The organism is Embleya scabrispora (genome assembly GCF_002024165.1).
In the GTDB taxonomy this organism is placed as follows: domain Bacteria; phylum Actinomycetota; class Actinomycetes; order Streptomycetales; family Streptomycetaceae; genus Embleya; species Embleya scabrispora_A.
In genome coordinates this window covers 65,385-87,893 of sequence record NZ_MWQN01000001.1, presented here as the reverse complement: position 1 = coordinate 87,893, position 22,509 = coordinate 65,385, and the positions used below count along the sequence as shown (strand labels likewise).

General features: G+C 71.0%; 16 protein-coding genes. 14 read left to right on the top strand and 2 right to left on the bottom strand.

What is annotated here, in order from left to right:
* Nucleotides 1-19: 19 nt before the first annotated feature.
* From B4N89_RS00390 to B4N89_RS00355, 8 genes are all read left to right on the top strand, one after another.
* Nucleotides 20-2,275: an AfsR/SARP family transcriptional regulator gene (locus B4N89_RS00390; protein WP_078973874.1), complete on the top strand. Its 2,256-nt coding sequence runs from the start codon at nt 20-22 to the stop codon at nt 2,273-2,275.
* Nucleotides 2,250-3,485, top strand: coding sequence for a kynureninase (locus B4N89_RS00385; protein WP_078973873.1), 1,236 nt, complete (start codon nt 2,250-2,252; stop codon nt 3,483-3,485). The genes B4N89_RS00390 and B4N89_RS00385 overlap by 26 nt, the downstream gene beginning before the upstream one ends.
* Nucleotides 3,486-3,622: 137 nt before the next feature.
* On the top strand, nt 3,623-5,212 hold the full coding sequence (locus B4N89_RS00380; RefSeq protein ID WP_078973872.1) for a tryptophan halogenase family protein: 1,590 nt from the start codon (nt 3,623-3,625) through the stop codon (nt 5,210-5,212).
* 31 nt (nt 5,213-5,243) lie between these two features.
* Nucleotides 5,244-5,795, top strand: coding sequence for a flavin reductase family protein (locus B4N89_RS00375; RefSeq protein WP_235618406.1), 552 nt, complete (start codon nt 5,244-5,246; stop codon nt 5,793-5,795).
* 95 nt (nt 5,796-5,890) lie between these two features.
* A complete protein-coding gene (locus B4N89_RS00370; RefSeq protein WP_078973871.1) occupies nt 5,891-7,459 on the top strand; it encodes a cation:proton antiporter in 1,569 nt (522 codons plus the stop codon).
* A complete protein-coding gene (locus B4N89_RS00365) occupies nt 7,377-8,909 on the top strand; it encodes a tryptophan halogenase family protein (RefSeq protein WP_078973870.1) in 1,533 nt (510 codons plus the stop codon). Before B4N89_RS00370 ends, B4N89_RS00365 begins: the two co-directional genes overlap by 83 nt.
* A 114-nt stretch (nt 8,910-9,023) precedes the next feature.
* Entirely contained in the window at nt 9,024-12,407 is a 3,384-nt protein-coding gene (locus B4N89_RS00360) for an AfsR/SARP family transcriptional regulator (protein ID WP_143657791.1), read from the top strand.
* A 77-nt stretch (nt 12,408-12,484) separates the two neighbouring features.
* A complete protein-coding gene (locus B4N89_RS00355; protein WP_078973868.1) occupies nt 12,485-13,348 on the top strand; it encodes an alpha/beta hydrolase in 864 nt (287 codons plus the stop codon).
* A gap of 138 nt (nt 13,349-13,486) precedes the next feature.
* Here the strand turns inward: B4N89_RS00355 and B4N89_RS00350 are convergent, their stop codons facing one another.
* Complete coding sequence (locus B4N89_RS00350; protein WP_078973867.1) at nt 13,487-15,022, bottom strand: MFS transporter; 1,536 nt, start codon at nt 15,020-15,022, stop codon at nt 13,487-13,489.
* A 224-nt stretch (nt 15,023-15,246) separates the two neighbouring features.
* A complete protein-coding gene (locus B4N89_RS00345) occupies nt 15,247-16,257 on the bottom strand; it encodes an Lrp/AsnC family transcriptional regulator (protein WP_078973866.1) in 1,011 nt (336 codons plus the stop codon).
* A 159-nt stretch (nt 16,258-16,416) separates the two neighbouring features.
* Here B4N89_RS00345 and B4N89_RS00340 point away from each other — a divergent pair, with 159 nt between their 5' ends.
* The 6 genes from B4N89_RS00340 (at nt 16,417) to B4N89_RS00315 (ending at nt 22,505) form a co-directional block, all read left to right on the top strand.
* Nucleotides 16,417-17,304, top strand: coding sequence for an SAM-dependent methyltransferase (locus B4N89_RS00340; protein WP_078973865.1), 888 nt, complete (start codon nt 16,417-16,419; stop codon nt 17,302-17,304).
* A gap of 233 nt (nt 17,305-17,537) precedes the next feature.
* Nucleotides 17,538-18,599, top strand: a complete 1,062-nt coding sequence (gene aroF / locus B4N89_RS00335; protein WP_235618405.1) for a 3-deoxy-7-phosphoheptulonate synthase — start codon at nt 17,538-17,540, stop codon at nt 18,597-18,599.
* Nucleotide 18,600: 1 nt separating this feature from the next.
* The gene (locus tag B4N89_RS00330) at nt 18,601-19,194 is read left to right on the top strand and encodes a hypothetical protein (RefSeq protein ID WP_078973863.1); all 594 of its coding nucleotides are present in this window, start codon (nt 18,601-18,603) and stop codon (nt 19,192-19,194) included.
* Entirely contained in the window at nt 19,191-19,856 is a 666-nt protein-coding gene (locus B4N89_RS00325) for a DUF6875 domain-containing protein (protein WP_078973862.1), read from the top strand. The genes B4N89_RS00330 and B4N89_RS00325 overlap by 4 nt, the downstream gene beginning before the upstream one ends.
* Before the next feature lie 22 nt (nt 19,857-19,878).
* On the top strand, nt 19,879-20,916 hold the full coding sequence (locus B4N89_RS00320; protein WP_078973861.1) for a ketoacyl-ACP synthase III family protein: 1,038 nt from the start codon (nt 19,879-19,881) through the stop codon (nt 20,914-20,916).
* Nucleotides 20,916-22,505, top strand: a complete 1,590-nt coding sequence (locus B4N89_RS00315; RefSeq protein ID WP_078979014.1) for a (2,3-dihydroxybenzoyl)adenylate synthase — start codon at nt 20,916-20,918, stop codon at nt 22,503-22,505. Before B4N89_RS00320 ends, B4N89_RS00315 begins: the two co-directional genes overlap by 1 nt.
* Nucleotides 22,506-22,509: the final 4 nt, after the last annotated feature.

The following is a 22,509-nucleotide window of genomic DNA, read 5'->3' as shown; positions in this document are numbered from 1 at the left end:
GTCTGCGGGGAGGCTAGGCATGCTTGATCTCTCGAAGAATTATTACGAGACGACGGGGACGATCTCGCACAGCACGGGATGCGACCCCGAGGACCGGATGGAAATTCGAATCCTCGGGCCGGTGACGATGTACAGGGGGGGAATCGAGACCACGTTCGACGGAACCAAACCCAGCACCGCTTTGGCGGCCCTGCTCCTGGCCCACGGGACGGTGCTGTCCGACGCCCGGATGAGCAGCTACCTCTGGGGCGACCGACCGCCCGCCACCGCGAGTTCACAGATCTACACGTACATCTCGCGGCTGCGCAAACTGCTCGGCCCGGCCGGTACCTACATCGTGCGGCGCCAACCCGGCTACGCGCTTTCGCTGGGTCCGGCCCGCTGCGACCACGAGGAGTTCGAGCGACTGAGCCGAGTGGGCCAAGCGGCCCTGACCGACCGGCGGTTCGAGGACGCCTCACGGCATCTGTCGGCCGCCTTGCGGCTGTGGCGCGGCCCGGCCCTGGCGAACGTGACCGAGTTCCTGGCCGCCAACGACGGCCCGTGGCTGGAAGAGGCACGGATGCGGGCGCTGGAGGCCCGGATCGAGGCCGACATCGAACTCGGCCTGCACGCGCGGCTCGTGCCCGAGCTGACCGCACTGGTGGAGGGCCATCCGGTGCGCGAGCGCATGCGCACCTACCTGATGATCGCGCTCTACCGCAGCGATCGACAGGCCGACGCACTGGAGATCTACCAGCAGGGCCGGCACGTGCTGGCCGAGCAACTCGGGGTGGACCCGGGCCAAGCGATGAACACCGTCTTTCGGGGGATTCTGGACGGCGATCCCACACTCGGGCGCGCCGCGGGCGGGGCCGGCGCACGGGTGGTCACCACCAGCGCGTGGAGTCGGCTGCGGCCCGCCATGCTGGCGCCCGACATCGCCGACTTCACCGGCCGAAACAGCGAACTCCAAGTGATCGAGGCCCTGTTGCGAGCGGGTTCCCCGGGCTCCGCGGCCTCCGGGGAGTCGGACCACGCGCACCGGACGGCCCGTGCGCCGAGCAGACCGGTGGCGATCACCGGGATGGCCGGCATCGGCAAGACCGCGCTCGCGATGCGGGCCGCCTACCGGTGCCTGGACCTCTTCCCCGACGGTCAACTCCAAGTGGATCTCGGCGGTCTCGACGAACGCCCCAAGGATCCGAGGCAGGTTCTCGGCTGGTTCCTGCGGGCGCTGCGCATCGACGACTGGGCGATCCCCGATTCGATCGAGGAACGCGTCCAGCTCTACCGCAGCAGGCTCGCCGGCCGACGGATGCTGATCCTGCTCGACAACGCGCGGGACGAGAGCCAGATCCGACCACTGTTACCCGGCGCCACCGGCTGCCGGGTACTGATCACCAGTCGTCACTCGCCGACCGCCCTGGACGGAGTCAGCCTGATCGAACCGGGCCCGCTGTCCGTGGACGAGGGACTGGAACTGCTGTCCCGGGTCTCGGGGCGGGCCCGGATCCGGGCCGAGCGCGAAATGGCCCGACGACTGGTCGAGTTGTGCGGCGGTCTGCCACTCGCGGTGCGGATCGCGGCCGTTCGCCTGCACGCGAGACCGCACTGGCAAGTGGCCTCGCTCGTGGTCCGGCTGGCCGCGGAGCGCGGCCGGCTGGACGAGTTGCGCACATCGGACCTGGACGTTCGATCGGGGATCCGGCAGAGCTATCGCGGGCTGCCTCCGCACGCGCGGCGGGCCCTGTGCCTGCTCTCCCACCTGGACGTGCCCGACTTCCCGTCGTGGGCCGCCGCCGAGATCCTGCGGCTGCCCCACGACCAGGTCGAGGACGTCCTGGAGACGTTGGTGGACGCCCGACTGCTGTCCTTCGTCCCCGGCGCGGGCGGGACCACGACGCGCTATCGGCTGCACCGTCTGGTGCGGATATTCGGCCGTGAGGCCGGCGACCTCGAAGTGGCCACCGCGCCGGAGCTCACCGCCGTCCTGGACCGGGCGTTGACCGCCTGGGTGCACCGCGGGTACGCGGCGCAAGCCGCCCCCGTGCGCGAGGGCGAACACTGGTTGGAGGACGAGAAGAGCGCCCTGATCGCCCTGTTCCGACAGGCACGAGGGGCCGGAAAATCTTCCTGCGCCTGGGAGTTGGGCCAGAACATGGCCCGTTTCCTGGACCGCTGCGCCTATTCCGAGGACCGGGTGCTCCCGGTCGCACCGGCACTGGGCGCGGTACGCATCGCACCCCGGAATCGACGGAGGCAGGCACATGTCCACGACGCGCACCGACGCTGAACGCTTGGACGCAAAAGACGTGTTGGCCGGCGTCCGGGAGCGGTTCGCGCTGCCGCCGGGGTTGATCTACCTGGACGGAAACTCGCTCGGGCCGCTGCCGACCTCGGTCGCCCCCGCGGTGCACGAGACCATCCATCGACAATGGCGCGAGGACCTGGTGCGCTCCTGGGTGGACTGGATGGAACTGCCCACCCGGGTGGGGGATCGGATCGGCGCCCTGCTCGGGGTCGGCCCGGGACAGGTCGCGGTGGGCGACTCCACCTCGGTGCAGTTGTTCAACACGCTGATCGGGGCGGCCCGCCTGCGGCCGGGCCGGCAGATGCTGTTGACCGATCCGCGACACTTTCCCACCGACCGCTACATGGCCGAGTCGGCGGCCAGGCTGCTGGGCCTGCGGGTGGTCGAGGTGCCCGCGGGGGAGGCGGCCGGGTGGTTGGCCCGAAACGGCCGCGACGTGGCGGTGGCCGCGTACCCGGTGGTGGACTACCGCACCGGCGAGCTGTGGGACATCGCGGGCATCACCGCGGCGGCGCACGACGCGGGCGCGGTCGTCCTGTGGGACGTCTGTCACGGCGTGGGCGTGCTGCCGCTCGAATTGGAGCGCCACGACGTCGACCTGGCGGTGGGTTGTACCTACAAGTACCTGTCCGGCGGCCCCGGTTCACCGGCCTTCGTGTACGTCGCCGAACGCCACCACGAAGCCCTGGACCTGCCGCTGGCCGGCTGGCTCGGACACGTCACCCCGTTCGCCACCGGTGGCCCGTACCTGCCGGCCCCCGGCATCGCCCGGGCCGTGGTCGGGACACCCGCGATCCTGTCGTTGGTCGCCCTGGACGCCGCGCTGGACGTGTATCGCGACGTCACGGTCGAGCAACTGCGCGACAAGAGCCTCTCGCTCACCGCGTTCTTCGTCCGCTGTGTGGACGAACTACCGGACGAACCGGCGTTCGAGGTGGTCACCCCACGTGCCGCCGAACGACGCGGTGGGCACGTCTCGCTGCGGCACGAACACGCCTACGGGATGATTCGCGCCCTGATGCCGCAGGGCGTCGTCGCGGACAGTAGGCCGCCGGATCTGCTCCGTTTCGGATTCCATCCGCTATATGTCTCGCATCAAGACGTCCGGGAAAGCGTCGAACGCTTGTGGCGGGTCGCGGAAACCAAACAGTACACCGATCCACGATTCGCCCGAACCAGCGCCTACGGTTAGCCAATTGCCTCGTCGGTGAGCGATCGCACATCGGCCCGGGCCGGCTCATAGGAAAAATATAGAGCCGTCTCCCAGGATGCTCTCCAGGGTCGGCCGCGGGGATCGAACCCCGCGGCCGCAGGCCGAAGGAGAGACTCGTGGACCATCGCATCAAGAGGCTGGTCGTTCTCGGCGGCGGGACGGCGGGGTGGATGACCGCCTCGTATCTGGGGAAGGCCCTCCAGGGTGCCGTGGACATCACGGTCCTGGAGGCGCCCACCATTCCCCGAATAGGTGTCGGCGAAGCCACCGTGCCGAACCTGCAGTCCGCGTTCTTCGACTACCTCGGTATTCCCGAGGACGAATGGATGCGCGAGTGCAACGCGAGCTTCAAGGCGGGCATCCGGTTCGTCAACTGGCGCACCCCCGGCAACGGCGCGGCACAACCACGCGCGCTCGACGGCGGCGTCGACCACTTCTACCATCACTTCGCCAACCTCCCCGAGCACGACGGGATCCCGCTCTCGCACTACTGGCACCTGCGCACCCTGCGGGGCGAGACCGACGTGCCCTTCGACTACGCGTGTTTCGCCGAAGCCGAGGTGCTCGACGCCAAGAAGGGCCCGCGCTACCGCGACGGCAGCCAGGCCACCGGCTACGCCTGGCACTTCGACGCCAACCTGGTCGCGGACTTCCTGCGCCGGTTCGCCACCGAGAAGCAGGGTGTGCGGCACGTCCAGGACGAGATGACCGAGGCGGTCCTCGACGAGCGGGGCCACATCACCGCGCTGCGCACGAAGGAGGGCCGACTCCTCGAAGGCGACCTGTTCGTGGACTGCTCGGGCTTCCGCGGCCTGTTGATCAACCAGGCGATGGAAGAGCCGTTCCTGGACATGTCCGACCAACTGCTGTGCGACAGCGCCGTGGCGACCGCGGTCCCGCACGACGACGCCGCCAACGGCGTCGAGCCGTTCACCTCGGCGATCGCGATGAGTTCCGGCTGGACCTGGAAGATCCCGATGCTGACCCGCTTCGGCACCGGCTACGTCTACTCGAGCAAGTTCACCGGCCAGGACGAGGCCACGCGCGAGTTCTGCGACCTGTGGGGTCTGAACCCCGACCGCACCCCGTTCAACCACGTACGCTTCCGGGTCGGCCGCAACCGTCGGGCCTGGGTGCGCAACGTGGTGAGCATCGGACTCGCCTCGTGCTTCGTCGAACCGCTCGAGTCGACCGGCATCTACTTCATCTACTCCGCGGTGCACCAACTCGCCAAGCACTTTCCGGACAAGCGCTTCGACCCGACCCTGGTCGACCACTTCAATCGCGAGGTGGAGAGCATGTTCGACTTCACCCGCGACTTCATCCAGACGCACTTCTACTTCTCGCCGCGCACGGACACGGAGTTTTGGCGGGCCAACAAGGAGCTTCCGCTCGGCGACGACGTCCGGGAGAAGATCTCGCTGTATCGGGCCGGATTCCCGGTGAACACCTCGCAGGCCGGCGAGCGAGTGTACTACGGCAATTCCGAAGTGGACAACAAGAATTTCTGGAACAACACCAACTACTGGTGCATCTTTGCCGGCCTCGGCCACCTCCCGGATCGTGTGTTGCCCGCCCTGGAATACAAGCCGGCCTCCATCGAAAGTGTCGAGAACCTGTTCGCCGAGGTCGAGTCCCGGCGGCGACACCTGCTGGCCGAGCTGCCCACCACGTACGAATTCCTGCGCCAACTCCACGGTAAATGACCTCGCTCGACCGGGACTTCTGGAGTAATTCGTGACGCATTCCGTCCGCGCCGACGTACACGACGACGTCCGGGTCGACCACCCCGCGGAGCCGACCGACCGGGCCGACCGACTGCGAGCCTTCATGGCCGGCTTTCCCACCGGTGTCGGCGTGCTCACCACGCTCGACGCGGGAAACCACCCGTGGGGCATGACCTGCACCTCGATCAGCTGCGTGACGCTGTCGCCGCCCACCCTCCTGGTCTGCCTGCGCCAGGGCAGTCCCACGCTGGAAGCGGTCCGGGCCGGCGGCACCTTCGCGCTCAACCTGCTGAGCGGACACGCCAGGAGCACGGCCGAGTTGTTCGCCTCCGGCGCTCCCGACCGGTTCGCGCGCACCCCCTGGTGTCTGCCCGCCGGCGCCGGCGGCCCGCATCTGGCCGAGGCCGCGCACGGGGTCGCCGACTGCAAGGTGGTGCGCGACGACGTCGTCGGCGATCACGCGGTGATCTTCGGCGAAGTGCTGGGCACGGCCCATCGCTCACTGCCCGATCCGCTGCTGTACGGCCTGCGTGGCTATGCCGCCTGGCCGGGGCAGCCCTGAGACCCCGCGGTGCGCCGGCCGCCCCCCGTCGGCGGCGCGCCGCGGTCCCCACGTCCACGCCGGCGCCGTGCTCGCCCCGCCCAGAGGAGGTCGCGATGTCCATCCGTGAGAACCCACCGACAGGGAGCGGGACCGACCCGCGGCCGGTCCTCGAGCGCGAGAACCCGCCCGCAGCCGACCCGCCGGTGTCCCGCGGCAGACAGATCCTGCTCTACGCGGTCGTCGTCGGGCTGTCGGCGGCGCTCATCCTGGCGGGCCTGTGGTCGGGCGTGCGCCACTACGGCGGACACGCCACGCACACCACCGGCGGTGTGCGAACGACCGCCGCGGACACCTTCGCCCACCTGCTGTTGGCGCTGCCGATCGTATTGCTGCTGTGCCACCTGATGTCCCGGCTGTTCCAACGCATGGCGCAGCCCGGGGTGATCGGCGAGATCTGCGTGGGCATCCTGCTCGGACCATCCCTGCTCGGCCTGTCGTGGCCCACCGGATACCACTGGCTGTTGCCCGAATCGCTCAACGGGTCGATCAACGTGCTGGCCCAACTGGGTCTGATCTTCTTCATGTTCCTGGTCGGCTACGAACTGGACCTGCGCCAGGTGCGCGGTCGCGGCCGGATCGTATTGATGATCAGCCACGTGGGAATCGCGGTACCGATGCTCAGCGGCGTGCTGCTGGCCCTGGTCGGATACTCCTCGCTGGCTCCCCGCGGTGTGGGATTCGTGCCCTTCGCGCTGTTCTTCGCGGTGTCCATGAGCATCACCGCCTTCCCGGTGCTGGCCCGCATCCTGATCGACCGCCGGATGGAACGTACCCGCCTCGGCGCGCTGGCGCTGGCCTGCGCCGCGGTCGGCGATGTCACCGCGTGGTGTCTGCTGACGGTCGTGGTGGCCACCACCGGTCACTCCTCCGGCTTCGGAGTGGCCCGAACCCTGCTCAGCACCCTCGTGTTCAGCGCGGTGATGTGGGGCGGAATTCGTCCCGCGTTGGCCCGCCTCGAAGGCGCCGGGCGCGAGTCGCGACCACGCAGGCTCTCGGACGCGGCGGTCCTGCCCGCACTGCTCGCGGCGATCATGCTCGCCGCGCTGGCCACCGACCGGATCGGCATCCACGCGATCTTCGGCGCCTTCCTGCTGGGAGTGATCGCCCCGCGCGGTTCGGTCACGGTCGAGGTCGCCTCGGCACGGATGCGGGACCTGACCGTCACGCTGCTGCTGCCGCTGTTCTTCGTGTACTCCGGCCTGCGCACCGAGTTCGGCCTGTTCGGCTCCGACCTGCGGTTGTGGTCCTGGTGTGTGACCATCACCGCGGTGGCCGTGATCGGCAAGTGGGGCAGCACCGTCGCGGCCGCCCGCGGCCTGGGCATCCCCGGCGGCGAGGCGCTGGCCCTGGGCACGCTGATGAACTGCCGCGGCCTGACCGAGTTGATCGTGCTCAACGTGGGTCTGGACCTCAAGGTGATCACACCCACTCTCTTCACGATGTTCGTGACCATGGCACTCGTTTCCACCGTGATGACCTCGCCGGTCCTCACCCTGATCGATCGCCTGGCGAACTCCCGACGCAACCGAAAGGACGACAATGATCCGCAACGTGGTGATCGTGGGCGGCGGCACGGCGGGCTGGATGACCGCCACCTACCTGAAGCAGACCTTCAGGGATGAGGTGTCCGTCACCGTCGTGGAGTCGGAGCGAGTGGGCACCGTCGGCGTCGGCGAGGCGACGTTCAGCACCATCCGCCACTTCTTCGCCTATCTCGGCCTCGAGGAGCGGGATTGGATGCCGAGCTGCGCCGGCTCGTACAAGCTCGGTATCCGGTACGCCAACTGGCGCGAGGTCGGCACCTACTTCTACCACCCCTTCGAGCGGCTCCCGGTACTCGACGGATTCACCCTGGACGACTGGTGGTTGCACCTGGACGGCGACGTGGAGAACTTCGACACGTCCTGCCTGCTGCTGTCCGCGTTGTGCGAGGCGAACCGCTCGCCGCGCCTGCTCGACGGCAGCCTGTTCACCACGCTCCTCGATCGCGAGATCGGCAACGCCAACGAGCAGCGCACCCAGTTCCCCTACGCCTACCACTTCGACGCCGACCTGCTCGCCAAGTTCCTGACCACGTTCGGCGTCGAACGCGGCGTGCGCCACGTGGTGGACGACGTGGTCGAGGTGCGCCGCGACGAGCGCGGCTGGATCGATCACCTGGTCACCACCGAACACGGCGACATCCCCGGCGATCTGTTCGTCGACTGCACCGGCTTCCGCGGGCTGCTGATCAACGGGGTGCTGGAGGAGCCGTTCGAGTCGTTCGAGGACGTGCTGCCCAACAACCGCGCGGTGGCCCTGCGGGTGCCCGCCGACCCCGGGCGCGAGATGGCGCCCTACACCTCCGCCACCGCGGCCGAGGCCGGGTGGATCTGGACCATCCCGCTGTACGAGCGCGTCGGTACCGGGTACGTCTACTCGGACGAGTTCTGCGACCCGGCCGAGGCCGAGCGCACGCTGCGCCGATTCGCCGCACCCGATCGGCCCGATCTGGAGGCGAACCACATCCGGATGCGGATCGGTCGCAACCGCAACTCCTGGGTGAAGAACTGCGTGGCGATCGGCCTGTCCAGCGGCTTCGTCGAGCCGCTCGAGTCGACCGGGATCTTCTTCATCCAGCACGGCATCGAGCAGTTGGTGAACTACTTCCCCGACCGCGATTGGGACCCGGCACTGGCGGTGCGCTACAACCGCAGCGTCGCCGAGGTGATCGACGGCGTGAAGGAGTTCCTGGTCCTGCACTACTGCGCGGCCGGACGCGAGGACACCCCGTACTGGAAGGCGGCCAAGTCCCGCGCGCTGCCCGAGGGGTTGGCCGAGCGGCTGGAGTCCTGGCGCACACTGCTGCCCGAGCCGGACACCATCTACCCGCGCTTCCACGGCTTCGAGGCCTACAACTGGAAGGTGATGCTGATCGGGCTCGGCAAGGCGCCCGCCCGGCCCCGACCGGCCCTGGCCGGCCTGGACCCCAGCGGCGCGATGGCCGAGTTCGCGGCGATCCGCAGGCAGGCCGAACGACTCGTCGCCGAACTGCCCAGCTGCCGGGAGTACGTGAGCCGACTGCACGGCTGACCCGGGGCCCGTCCGCCGGACCCGCCCCGGGCCCGGGATCGCCGCCGGGTCGGCGGCATTCGCGGATACCGGTCGCCGATCGGCGACCGGTATCCCCTGTTCTTGGAGAAACCAGTGACCACAGCATCCTTTCCGGTGTACCGCTCACCGGCGGTCCGCGGGGGCGGAGACGGTGCGACGTCGCCCGACCCGGACCGCGGCTCACCCGATCGCGCGGACTTCCTGATCCTCGGACCCCTGGAAGTGGTCGTCGACCATCGGTCCGTTCCCCTCCGGGCGCCCAAACAACGCAGCCTGCTGGCCTGCCTGTTGCTGCACGCCGGACAAACGGTGGGGGTCGAGAAGCTGCTCGGCCACCTCTGGGAGGGAAACCCTCCGGCCAGCGGCCGCAACGCCCTGCACGTGCACATGAACCGGCTGCGCCAGACATTGGAACGGGCGGGCGGTGAACGGCTGATCCACACCGTGCCCGAGGGGTATCGCATCTCGATCGCCGCGTCGGCGCTGGACCTGAACCGCTTCGACGACCTGGTCGAGCGCGCCGAACGGGCGCGTCAGGCCGATCGGCCCCGGGAGGAGGCGGATCTGCTCGCCGCCGCCCTGGCCCTGTGGCGCGGCCCCGCGCTGGACGACGTACCCGCGGAGGCCCTGCAACGGGAGGCGGTGCCCGTGCTGACCGAACGCCGGTTGCGCGCCGCCGAACGATACTTCGACGTCGGCCTCTTCCTGGGCCGGCAGGACCGGATCCTGGCCCCGCTGCGCGAGATGACCGCCGAACACCCCTACCGCGAACGGTTCTGGTACCAGCTGATCCTCACGCTGTACCGCTGCGACAGGCAGGCGGAGGCGCTGGCCGCCTACGCCGAGGTCCGCGACCGGCTGAACGAGGAACTGGGCATCGATCCCGGTGAACGGCTGGTGCGTCTGCAACGGGCGATCCTCAGCGGTGCGCCGGCCCTGCCCGCCGAGTCCGCCGCCAAACACCGCACGGCGCCGGCCGACACCCGCGGCTCGTGGACCTCGCTGTACCAACTGCCCAGGGACGAGCGCGATTTCGTGGGGCGCGAGGCGGTACTCGGATGCATCGTCGAGGCCGCCACGCCGCACCACGGGCTGCCCGCGTCGCCGGTCGTGGTGCTCTCGGGCGGCCCGGGAGCGGGGAAGACGGCGACCGCGCTGCGGGCCGCGCACCGGTTGCGCGGACAGTTTCCGGACGGCCAGTGGTACGTGCGGCTCAGCGGCACCGACGACAGCCCCCGCGATCCGGCCGAGGTGTTGGCGGAACTCCTGAGCGCGTGCGGTTCCTGCCGGGTGCCGCCCGGCCTGGAGGCACGGGCGGCCGCGCTGCGCGCCCAACTGGCGGACCGCCGCGTGCTGTTGCTCCTCGACGACGTCACCCGCGCCGAGCAGGTCACGCTGCTGCTGCCGGGCACCGCGGGCTCGACGGTCCTGGTGACCAGCCGCGTGGAGCTTCCGGAACTGAGCGCGTCCTGCGGTGCCCGACTGTTCGCGCTGTCGGACGAACTGACCGAGAGCGAATCGGCCGCCCTGCTCGAAGGCGTGCTGGGTAGGGCCCGGCTCGCCGCGGAGCCCGAGGCCGCGGCGGAGTTGGCAAGGCTGTGCGACCGCCTGCCGCTGGCCCTGCGGATCGCCGCGGCGACGCTCGCCGCCGATCCCCGGTGCCGCGTCGCGGACTACGTGGCCCGGTTGCGCGAGGGGGACCCGCTGAGTCGGCTCACCCTGGGACACGGCCCCCGGGCCGGCGTGCGCGACGCCTTCCGGGCCGCGGCCGCGCTGCTCTCGCCCCAGGCCGCGCGGGTGTATCGGCTGTTGCCGCTGACTCCCGGACCCGATTTCGGCACCGCCACCGTCCGGGTGTTGGCGGGCCTGGCCGACGACGGACGGGCCCAGGAGATCCTCGACCGGCTCGCCGCCGGCCACCTGGTCGCCCCCAGCGGCCCCGGCCGGTTCCGGCTGCGCGGACTCACGCGCGCGTACGCCACCGAGTTGTCGCGCACCGCGGATGCCCCGGACGAGCGGACCCGGGCCGCGCGCCGCATGAACGAATGGCTGTTCGCGGGCGTGCGGGAGGCGGTGCGCCGGCTCGGCCTGGGCACCTTCCCGGAGCTCCCCGGATCGGGCGACGCGCCGGCGCGTTTCGCCGAGGCCCGCGCCGCCTCGGCCTGGCTCGACGCCGAGCGGGCGACACTGGTGGCCCTGGTGGAGGCCGGTGACACCGAATGCCCGGCGATCGAGTTGGCCGCGTTGCTCGGTCCCTACCTGACCGACGGCGGACACCACGAGCAGGCGCTGCGCTGCGCCCTGGCCGCACGGGCGGCCGAACAACGCGCCGGGCGCGGGTGGTCCGCGGCCACCTTGATCGGGCTTGGTTTCGCCCATCTGGGCCTGGGGCGTTCGACCCGGGCACGGCTGTACTTCACCCGGGCGCTCGAACGCGACATCGCGACGAGCGAGCCCTGGCAACGGTTGGCCGCCCTGCGCGGCCTCGGGCTCGCGATCGGCGTGGAGCGGCACGGCGCGAGGGCCGTCGAGGTGCTGACCACCGCGCGCGACCTGGCCGACCGGCTCGGCGGACTGCGGGCGGCGGCGTGCGTGCGACGGGATCTGGCGGCCGAGTTGCACCGGGCGGGCCGGCTGGACGAGGCCCGCGAGGAGTTGCTGGTCGCGCTGCGCGACGCCCGCCTCGTCGAGCCGGGCGAATCCGGCCCCGGTATCGCCCGAACGTTGTGGCGGCTGGGCCTGGTCTCGCACGACCAGGGCCGGGCCGAGCGGGCCGTCAGCTACCTCGCCCAGGCGTTGGCATCCGGCGGTACGGCCCACGACCAGGCCGCGATCGAGGCCGTGTTGGCCCGGACCTACCTCGAACGCGGGGGACTGGGCACCGCGGCCCGGCACGGCGGCGAGGCCCTGCGGCTGGCGTGTGCCGGCGGCGACGCGCGGTGTCGGGCACACGCCTTGAACGTGCTCGGCGAGATAGCCCGGGCGCAGGGGCAACGCGACCTCGCGTTTCGGCATCACACGGTCGCGCTGAGGCTGGCCCGCCGGGTCGGCTCGACGCGGGGCGAATGCGAGGCCCGGACCGGTCTGGTGCTGGTGCTGCTCGCGGAACGCGACGCGCGTCTGCTCCGGCCGGCGAGGTGGCACGCCCGGGCGGCGGTCGGCACGGCCGTCCGTGCCGGTCACCCGCTGATCTACGCGCGTGCCTGCCACACCCTGCACGCGGTCTCGACGGCGTCGAGCGCGACGGGCGCAACCCGGCCGCGGCGCGCCGAAACGGTCTCGCGCGCATGCGTGTTCGTGGTGCAGGCGGACAGGACGGAGCCGGCCCCGCCGCGCAGACTGCCCGCACCGCCCGCGTTTCGGCAACAGGAGGCGTCGGCGCCCGCGTTGATCGGGCCGGGGCGCACGAGGCGAACGTGTCGCGATGCCACCCGGCGCGAGACGGGGGAGCGGGAGGCGCTGGAGGACAGCGCCTGAGACGCGTCGCCGACGAACCCCGCAACCGTCGAACATCGAACGCCGGTGCCGCGGCGTCGACCGAATGTGGAGGACCCATGACCATCGTCTACGGCGCGTTCGATCGAGCCGCGCTCGACCGGGAGTACTCGCCGAGTTCCCGCGCGCCCGACTTTCTGCGGACCCTGGACCAGGCCGCGGATCGCAGCCGGCAGGCACGCGCCGACCTGGCCTGCCGCCCGGACGTGCGATACGGACCCGATCCGGCCGAGCGGCTCGACTACTTCCCCGCGACCCGGCCCGGCGCACCGCTGTTCGTGTTCGTCCACGGCGGCCACTGGCAGCAGTGCAGCAAGGAGGAATCCGCCTTCGCCGCACCCCGGTTCGTGAGTTCCGGGGCGGCGTTCGCGGCGCTGGGATACGGACTGGCGCCGGGCAACTCGCTGGCCGAGATGGTCGCGTCGGTGCGGCGCGCGCTGCGCTGGTTGTGCGAGCACGCCGACGCGCTCGGACACGCGGGCGACGCGGTGTACGCGGGCGGGAGTTCGGCCGGCGCCCATCTCGTCGCGGCGGCGCTCAGCGGACCCGAGGCGGGGCCGCGAGTGCCCGGGGTGTGCCTGCTCAGCGGGGTGTACGACCTGCAACCGATCCGGTCGAGCTACGTCAACGACGCGCTGGGACTGGATCGGGAAACCGCGGAGCGCTACAGTCCGCTGCGGGCGGGAACCCTCGCCGCACGATCGGTGATCATCGCCCGAGGAGCCGACGAGACCTTCGAATACGCCCGGCAGCAAAGGGAGTTCGTCCAGATGCTGCGGGGCGGGGGGCACCCGGTTCGCGATCTGGTGGTGGTCGGACGCAATCACTTCGACCTGCCGTTCGATCTCGGTCGGGTCGGGACCTCGGTCGGTGACGCGGTGCTGGCACAGATGGGCCTGTCGCCACCCGCCGCCCGGCCCTGAACACCACACGCGCGCGCCGGTCGGACCGCAGGCTTCGGTCCGACCGGCGCGTGTGTGTGGCAGGACCCGACCGGCGCGCCCCGTGGCCCGACGACGGCACCGGGCGGGCCGGTCCCGGGAGGGTCGCCGGGCGGGAGGTCACACGTGTCCCACCGCCGAGGTCGCCTCCGCCGAGTCGGGCTCCTCGTCGCTCGATTCCCGGGACGCGGGCGTGTCGACCAGGACGAAGACCACGAGCGCGGCCAGGACGGCCATGCCCGCGGCGACCCACAGCGTCACATTCAGGCCCGAGGCGAAGGCTTCCCGGACCAGATGATCCATCGAGGCCCGCTCGGGTTCGGGGGTGCGGGCGATCACGCCCTGCGCCTGACCGCCGGTCAGGGCCCCGGCCACGTCGTGGGCGTTGGCCAACCGGCCCTTGTCGGTGAGCACGTCCTGGACCCGGGCCTGGAAGATGACGCCGAACACGGCGATGCCCAGGGCGAAGCCGAGTTGGCGGAAGGTGTTGACCGCACCGCCGGCCATGCCGCCACGAGCCGCCGGAACCGAGGCCAACGCGGCACCGGACAGGGTCGGCGTGACCAGACCCACCCCGACGCCGGCCACCAGCAGGCCGCCGATGATCACCGTGCCCGACGAGCCGGCCTCGACGAACGCCTGCAACGCCGCGCCCGCCGCGATGAAGAGCATGCCGATGCCGATCGCGGGTTTGGGGGCCCACGGTCCCAGTCGGCCCACCAGGGCGGAGAGTACGAACGCCGAGATGCTCAGCGGCAGGATGTACAGGCCCGCCTTGATCGGCCCGTAGCCCAGAACGGTCTGCAACCACAGGGACGTGAACAGCAGATAGGCGAACGCCGCGGCCTGCATCAACAGGCCGGCCGACATGATGCCCACGAACGCCCGGCTCCGAAAGAGCGTGAGGTCCAGGATCGGGTACGGGTGCCGGCGCTCCACCACGATGAACACGATCAGCGCGACCAGGCCGAGCCCGAGCATGCCCAGCGTGTTCACCGACGTCCAGCCGTCGACGTGGGCCCGGATCAGCGCGAAGGTGACCGACCCGGCGGCGACGGTGAACGCGACGATGCCCGGGAGGTCGATGCGGTGGCGCTCCGCGGGGCGCTCCTCCTCGAGCACCCGCACGCTCAGCACGACCGCGATCACGCTCACCGGCAGGTTGACGTAGAAGATCCAACGCCAGTCCAGGTATTCGGTCAACAGACCGCCGACCACCGGTCCCGCCGCCGCGGCCACCGCGTTCGTGGCACCCCACACGGCGAACGCGACGGCGCGGTCCTTGCCCCGGTAGTGCGAGCCCAACAGGGCGATGGTGGTGCCGAACATGCCGGCCGCGCCGATGCCCTGGACACCGCGGGCCGCGATCAGCACGCCGGCGTCGGGGGCCAGCGCACACACCAGTGAGGCGATCGCGAAGACCACCAGGCCGACCAGGTAGGTGGCCTTGCGACCCAGGAGGTCCGCGGTCGATCCGATGCCGAGCAGCAGCGCGGCCAGCGCCAGCGCGTAGATGTCGACGACCCACTCCAGATCGGACAGCTCGGTGTCCAGATCGGTAGCCATGTCCGGCAGGGCCACGGTCACGATGGTCACGTCCACGAGCAGCATGAACGTACCCAGGCAGATCGCCACAAGGGGCGGCCACTTACGCATGAGTTTCCTCTCGGCGGCGGGGGTCGATGTCGAGAACCCGGTCACCGAAACCTTCGTGGCGATCGGCCGGACCGCGCCACGCAGGGGGCCCGCATTGCTTGTTTTCGACATCACGACCGCCGACGAGGTGGGAAATCGTCGAGACGCGCCGGACGAGACGGCCGACGGTTCCACCGCCGACGCGGGCGTGCGTGGTCCCACCGTCGACGAACGCGCGGGGTCCGTCAGCGCCGGGGCGGACCGCTCCCGGCGGACAACGACTTGGGTACGCTGCCGGCGCGCTTGACCGAGCGGATGACCGGAGCCGTCTCCATCGCCACCACCTGGGTCAAGGTGGCGATCCGCGTGGTCAGGTAGTGGTAGAAGTCGTCGGTGTCGTGGCAGGCGACCATCGCGACCAGATTCGCCGAGCCGGTGACGGCGGCGGCGAAGGCGACCTCGTGATGCTCGGCCAGCGCCTCACCGACCGCGACCAGGGCCGCCGGGGGCACGGAGAGCCACAACATCATCTCGGCCTCGTAGCCGAGCAGCGCCGAATCGATCTCCACGTCGAAGAACAGCGCCCGGGCCCGGCGCAGCCGCTCCAACCGGCGCTTGGCGGTCGATTCGGACCAGCCGGTCACCTCGGCCAGTTTGGCGTAGCCGGCCCGACCGTCCAGGGCGAGCATGGCCAGGAGTTTGCCGTCGCCCTCGAACATCTCCAGTCGCTCGCGCCGCGTGGGGGGATCGCCCAGCCCCGCGTCGAGTTCGCGGATCTGGTCGGGGGTCAGCGAGTCGGCCTTGCCGTGCCAGCCGGTCGGGCCGCCGGAGAACGCGTGCAGGATGTTGTGCGCGGTGACCCCGACCACGCGTGGAGTGCGCGGTAACTTCTGCAGGAGCAGCGAATCGCCGTCGGTACGCGGCCCGCTGCGGGTGACGCAGACGATCTCGGTGCCGCCGGCGGTCAGGCTGACCCAGGAGGTGTCGTCGCGCCGGGCCAGGGCGGCGGCGACGCCGGCCGCCGCGTCGGGGCTGCACTGGATCCGGACCAGCCACTCGACCTGACCGAAGCGGCTGACGTCGGGCAGGCCCAGCACCCGCATGGCACCGGAGTTATGCAGCTTGCGATAGCGGCGGGCCACGGTCTGATCGGATACGTCCAGGACCGCGGCCACTCGACTCAAAGGCGCGCGCCCGTCGATCTGGAGCGCATGTACCAATTGCCGTTCCAGCCGGTCGAGCCTGGTGGAATCCACCCCACGACGCTACTTGAAAGCCGATATCCGGCGCCAGAGGACAACTGGCTGGTATTTCCGTTTCGCCCCCCGGCAATGTGGTGACAGCGAACCGTAATCGCCCGACGACGCACGGTGCCCGAAGGTGCCGGGATCGTCGTCGGAGTGGGAGGGACAGTGATGACCGAGCCGAGCCACCAACCCCGCGACCACCAGGATTTCCCGCTGTCGGGAGCCGGCCTGACCGCGTTGAGCATCGCCGCCGAACGCAACCTGGAGAGCCGTCGTCCCGATCGACTCTTCGACGACCACCTCGCGGCGGCCTTCCTGGCCCCACTGGACGCGTCCCGCGCGGCGCCGCCGGCCGGATTCCGGCCGAGGAGGTCGCTGGGCGCACGCTGGTCCGGGATGCACGGATTCATCGGGCTGCGCACCCGCCTGTTCGACGACGAACTGCTCGCCGCCGCCCGCGTCGGCGGGCGCCAGATGGTGCTGCTCGGGGCCGGACTGGACACCCGCGCCTTCCGGCTGCCCTGGCCGGCGGGGGTGCGGGTGTTCGAGCTCGACCGACAGGACGTGCTGCGTTACAAGGCGGAGGTGCTGGCGCGGGCGCGGGCGCGGGCGCGATGTCACCGCGTGCCGGTGCCGGTCGACCTCGCCGACGAGTGGGCGGCGGCGCTGTGTTCGGCCGGATTCGACCCCACGCTGCCCACCGTGTGGGTGGCCGAGGGATTGCTGCTCTACCTCGGTCGGGCCGACTGCGACGGGCTGCTCGCGCGCGTCGGCGCACTGTCGCAGCCGGGCAGCCGGCTGGTTCTGGACCACGTCAACGCGGCGATGATGCAGACCGAGGAGTTCGCCCACATGGCGCACGAGCTCGCCCGGGTCGGGGTGGCCTGGCGGTCCTCGATCGACGACCCGCTGCAGTGGCTGGCCGGCTTCGGCTGGCAGGCCACTCTGGTCGACGTCGAGTCGTACGCCGCCGGCCTGGGCCGGCCGGTACCGCCCGTGCTCGCCGCCGACCAGCGGTTGGCCCAACGCCTGTGGCTGGTCTCGGCGCGACGCTGAAAAGGGGGCCGAGCGCCCGGTGCGAGCGGGCGAACCGGTCGCACCAATGCCCGGCCCGGACCCGCCGGACGCAGCCTTTCGTCGCCCTCCACGCCCCGCCCGACTCCCGCCCCGCGCACGCAAGAGACACGACAGGGGTGCGCAAGTGCGCCCTGCCAGTGTCCGATTCGGCCTGGACGGGGGTTCGGGTCGCGCCATCAGGACGCTGGGGGACTACGCCGATGATCGTGGTGATGGATCAGACTTCCGCTCCGGAGCTTGCCGAAGACGTGGCTGCGGCGCTTCGTGCGGAGGACATGCAGGTACTGCGCAGCCGATGCCACGGCCGCGCCCACCTGATCTCGACCGGGACCGCTCCGCGGGGCCTGGCCGAACGCATCCGACCGTTGCCCGGTGTGGAATCGGTGGTCGACACCGAGGACGCATTGCGCTTCACCGGACGCGCCTACCAACGCGCCGACACCGTCGTCGACGTGGCCGGAGTGCCGATCGGCGGCCCGGCGTTCGTGGTCGTCGCGGGCCCGTGCGCGGTGGAGAACCGGGCCCAGATGGGCGACTCCGCGCACGGCGTCGCGCTCGCCGGGGGCGCCATCCTGCGCGGTGGTGCCTACAAGCCCCGGACCTCGCCGTACAGCTTCCAGGGCCTGGGACGCGCCGGACTGCGCCTGCTCGCCGAACAGCGCGAGGTCACCGGGTTGCCGATCATCACCGAGGTGCTCGACGTCGCCGACCTGGACGACGTCCTGGAGGTCGCGGACATCCTCCAGGTCGGCACCCGGAACATGAGCAACGCGACCCTGCTGCGCGCGATCGGGCGCAGCGGCCGGCCGGTGCTGCTCAAACGCGGGATGGCGGCCACGATCGAGGAATGGCTGCTCGCGGCCGAGTACATCCTGTCCGAGGGCAACCCCGACGTGGTGTTGTGCGAACGCGGCATCCGCACGTTCGAGCCGGCGACCCGCTTCACCCTCGACCTGTCCGCCGTCGCCGCGGTGCGACGGATCAGCCACCTGCCGGTGATCGTCGACCCCAGCCACGCGGCCGGGCGCACCGACCTGGTCCGGCCGCTCGCACTGGCCGCCGCCGCGGTCGGCGCCGACGGCATCATGATCGACATCCACCCCGACGCGGCCACCGCGCTGTGCGACGCGGGGCAGGCGCTGCATCCCAAGGAACTGGCCGAACTGACCGCCGATCTCGGCCGGTTGCTGACCGCGACGGGTCGGGTCCTGGCGGTGCCGCCGCCGCGTCCGATGCCGGCACGTCCGCGCGCGCTGGCGACGGAAGGGGTCTGATGTGACCTCTCCCGCAGAGGGACCCCGCAACGGCGGTCCCGACACCGACGGCGACGACGCGACGGTCTGGCGGCATCGACTCTTCGCCGCCGAAGTGAGCATGGCCAACGCGCTCGAACAACTGGGCGCCGGCGGCTACGACGCGTGGACGGCGATCCTGTCCCGACTGGACGACGGCCGACCCGAGCCCGACGAGACCGACACCGAGGGTTGGCGCTGCGTGTGCCTGCGCGCGTTGACGCTCATCCGGGGCTACTTCGCCCAGTGCTTCGGCGCCGAGGGTGTGCGCACCTGGGCCGCGCTCGACGCCCAGACGTGGCGCTGGGCCGAGCCCCGGGGCCGACCACACGCGGGCGCCGACCCCGCCGCCGCCGAACTCGCCCGTCAGGAGGCAGCGGCGTACCCGCGTCCCTCGTGGGAGAGCGGCATCCGCACCGGCGGCGCCCCCCGGCAGATCCGCCGCACGCTCTCCGCGAGCACCGCGGACCCGATTCCGCTCAGCCAAACCGCCACCCTGGAGTGTTCCGCGCCCGGCGCGTACTGGCCGCCTCGCGCCACGAACTGCTCCGTGATCCGGGACGAGGGCATCCGATGAGGAAATATCCGTTCGTCACCCTGGACGCCGAGCACGACCGGGAGTTGCACACCTGGCTCGGCGACTACATCGCCCAACCGCACCCCGAACTCGGCCGCGACGGCCCGGTCTGCCCCTTCGTCGAACCCTCGTTGCGCGCCGATTCGCTGATCGCGGTGGGCCATCGCTGGGAGGGCCCACCGCACCTGCCCCGGATGGTGCGGATGATCGAGGACGCCACCCGGATGTTCCGGTCCATCGACTGGAAGGCGCGCAATCCCCAACTGCACGCGCTCGTCGTGCTGGTCACCGACCTGCCCGAGGAGGGCTGGTGGCTGATCGACGAGGGCCATCGGGCGACCAAGGACCGGGCGGTGGCCGAGGGTTTGATGCTCGGCCAGTTCCACCCGGACTGCCGGGCCCCGGCGGCGCGCAACCCGCTGTTCCCCGTCAACCGGGCCCCCTGGCCGATGATCGCGATCAGGAACATGGCCTTCCACGACATCCTCTTCCTGCACGACCACCCCGGCTGGTTCTCCAACTACCGCGAACGGTACGCGCGTTACTACGACAGCGGCGCCCGGATCGACCCGCGGTTCGCCGGCCTGTACGCATCCGCCGTGCGCGCGGCGGACGAGCACGCCGTCCCCGTCCTGTCCGGTCGTGCCGACCGGTCCCGATAATCCGGCGCCGAGGAGAGCAACCATGAGATTCGACGGAATCCACCTGGCCGGTATCGGCACCCACCTGCCGGACCGGGTGAGCACCGAGGACGCGGTCGCGGCCGGCCGCTACCCCGCGGCCGAACGCGAGAGCAGCGGGCTGCTGTCGATCGGCGACGCCGGCGACCTGCCCGCCCCCGACATGGCGATCCGCGCCGCGAACGCGGCGCTCAAGCAGGCCGACCACGAGGCCGCCGAGATCTGCAAGCTGTTCCACAGCACCGTGCACTACCAGGGACCGGACGTGTGGTCCGCGCCGCACTACATCGTGCGCAACACCGTCGACCAGCCGATCTCGGCGATCGAGGTCCGGCACGGTTGCCTGGGCATCATCGAATCGCTGGAACTGGGCGCCAACCACCTGCTGGCCGACCCGAGCCGGACCGCCGTCCTGCTGACCACCGCGGACAACTTCAACACCCCCACGGTCGACCGCTGGACGGTCTCCAAACTGTTCGTACTCGCCGACGGGGCCGGCGCGATCGTGTTGTCCACCCGACCCGGATTCGCCCGACTCGTGGCCACCGGCGCCCGGTCCATCCCGCGCATGGAGGAACTGCACCGCGGCGGCGAGCAGATGTTCCCGCCGGGCATCACCCGCGGCGAACCGCTCGACCTGGAACGCCGGCGCACCTACTGGGCCCAGCAGTGGGCCGCCGGCAGCCCGCCGCCGATGGGGCACCTCGGCGACCTGGTGGCCGAGGTGGTGCACGAGACGGTGGCCGAGGCCGAACTCACCATGGACGACATCACCCGGGTCGCCCACGTCAGCTTCGCCCAAGACGCGCTGCGGGACACCTTCCTGGACCCGATCGGGATCGACGAGGCGCGCGGCACCTGGGAGTTCGTCCGGCGCACCGGGCACGCCGGCCCCTCCGACCACGTCGCGGGGCTCGAACACCTGTGGACCACCGGCGCGGTTCGCACCGGCGACCACGTGCTCCTGCTCGGCGGCACCCCGGGCTTCGAGGTGGCCTGCGCGATCGTGCGGATCACCGCGGACGCGGCCGGAGGCCGATGATGCTCGCCGGCTGCACCCCCTGGCCCGACGAATGGGCCGAGCGCTACCGCGAATCGGGATACTGGCAGGGCCGCACCCTGGGCGACCTCCTGCACGACTGGGCGCGCCGATACGACGACCGCGTCGCACTGGTGCACCGGGAACGCCGGCTGAGCTACCGCGAACTCGACCTGTGGGCCGACCGGGTGGCGATCCGGCTGAACGCCGAAGGCATCACCGCGGGCGACCGGGTCGTGGTGCACCTGCCGAACATCCCCGAGTTCGTCGCCGTATGTTTCGCGCTGTTTCGACTCGGCGCCCACCCGGTGTTCGCCCTCGCCGCGCATCGCGGCAACGAGATCCGGCACCTGTGCCGCATCTCCGAGGCGGTCGCCTACATCGTGCCCGACGGCCGGGTCGGCTACGACTACCCGGCGCTGGCCAAACGGATCCAGGCCGACGTACCCACCCTGCGCACGATCCTGGTCGTGGGCGGCCCGGACGACTTCACCGACCCGGGCACATCCGAGCGTGGCCTCGAACCGGTCCGGGTGGACCCGGCCGACGTCGCCTTCTTCCTGCTCTCCGGCGGAACCACCGCGCTGCCCAAACTGATCCCGCGCACCCACGACGACTACGCCTACCAGGTGCGCGCCGGCAGCGAACTGTGCCGACTCACCCGGCAGGACGTGTACCTCGTGGTGCTCCCGATCGAGTTCAACTTCCCCTGGGGATGTCCCGGCGTACTCGGCACCCTCTCCGCCGGCGGCACGGTCGTACTGGCCGCGGACGCCGGCGCCGACGAGTGTTTCGCGCTGATCGCCCGGGAACGGGTGACCTTCACCTCGCTGGTGCCCGCCATCGCGCATCTGTGGCTGGAAGAGGTGGAGTGGAGCGCACACGACCTGTCGAGTCTGCGCTTCGTCCAGGTCGGCGGGGCCAAACTGCCGGCGGAGACGGCCCGCCGCATCCCGCCCGCGTTCGGCTGCCGACTGCAACAGGTCTTCGGAATGGCCGAAGGCATGTTGTCCTACGTCCGCGAAGACGACGACGAGGAGACCGCGTACACCACCCAGGGCCTGCCCCTGTCCCCGGCGGACGAGGTGCGGATCGTCGACGAGCACGGCGATCCGGTGGCCCCCGGCGCGGCCGGCGAGATGCTCGTGCGCGGGCCGTACACACTGCGCGGCTACTACCGCGCCCCCGAACACAACGAGCGGGCCTTCACCGAGGACGGCTTCTACCGCACCGGGGACGTGGTCACCCGCACCCCCGACGGTCACCTGGTGATCGAGGGCCGGATCAAGGACGTGGTCATCCGCGGCGGCGACAAGATCTCCGCACCCGAGATCGAGGAACACCTGCTCGCCCTGCCGGGGGTTCACCAGGTCGCCCTGATCGGGGTCCCCGACCCGATCCTCGGCGAGCGCACCTGCGCGTGCGTGGTCGCGCACGGCCACGCGCCCGAACTGCTCGACCTGCGCACGGCACTGCAGGACGAGGGACTGGCCGACTACAAGCTCCCGGATCGCCTGGAGATCCTCGCCGACCTGCCGCGCACCCCCCTGGGCAAGGTCGACAAGAAGGCACTGGTCGCCCGGTTCTCCTGACCAC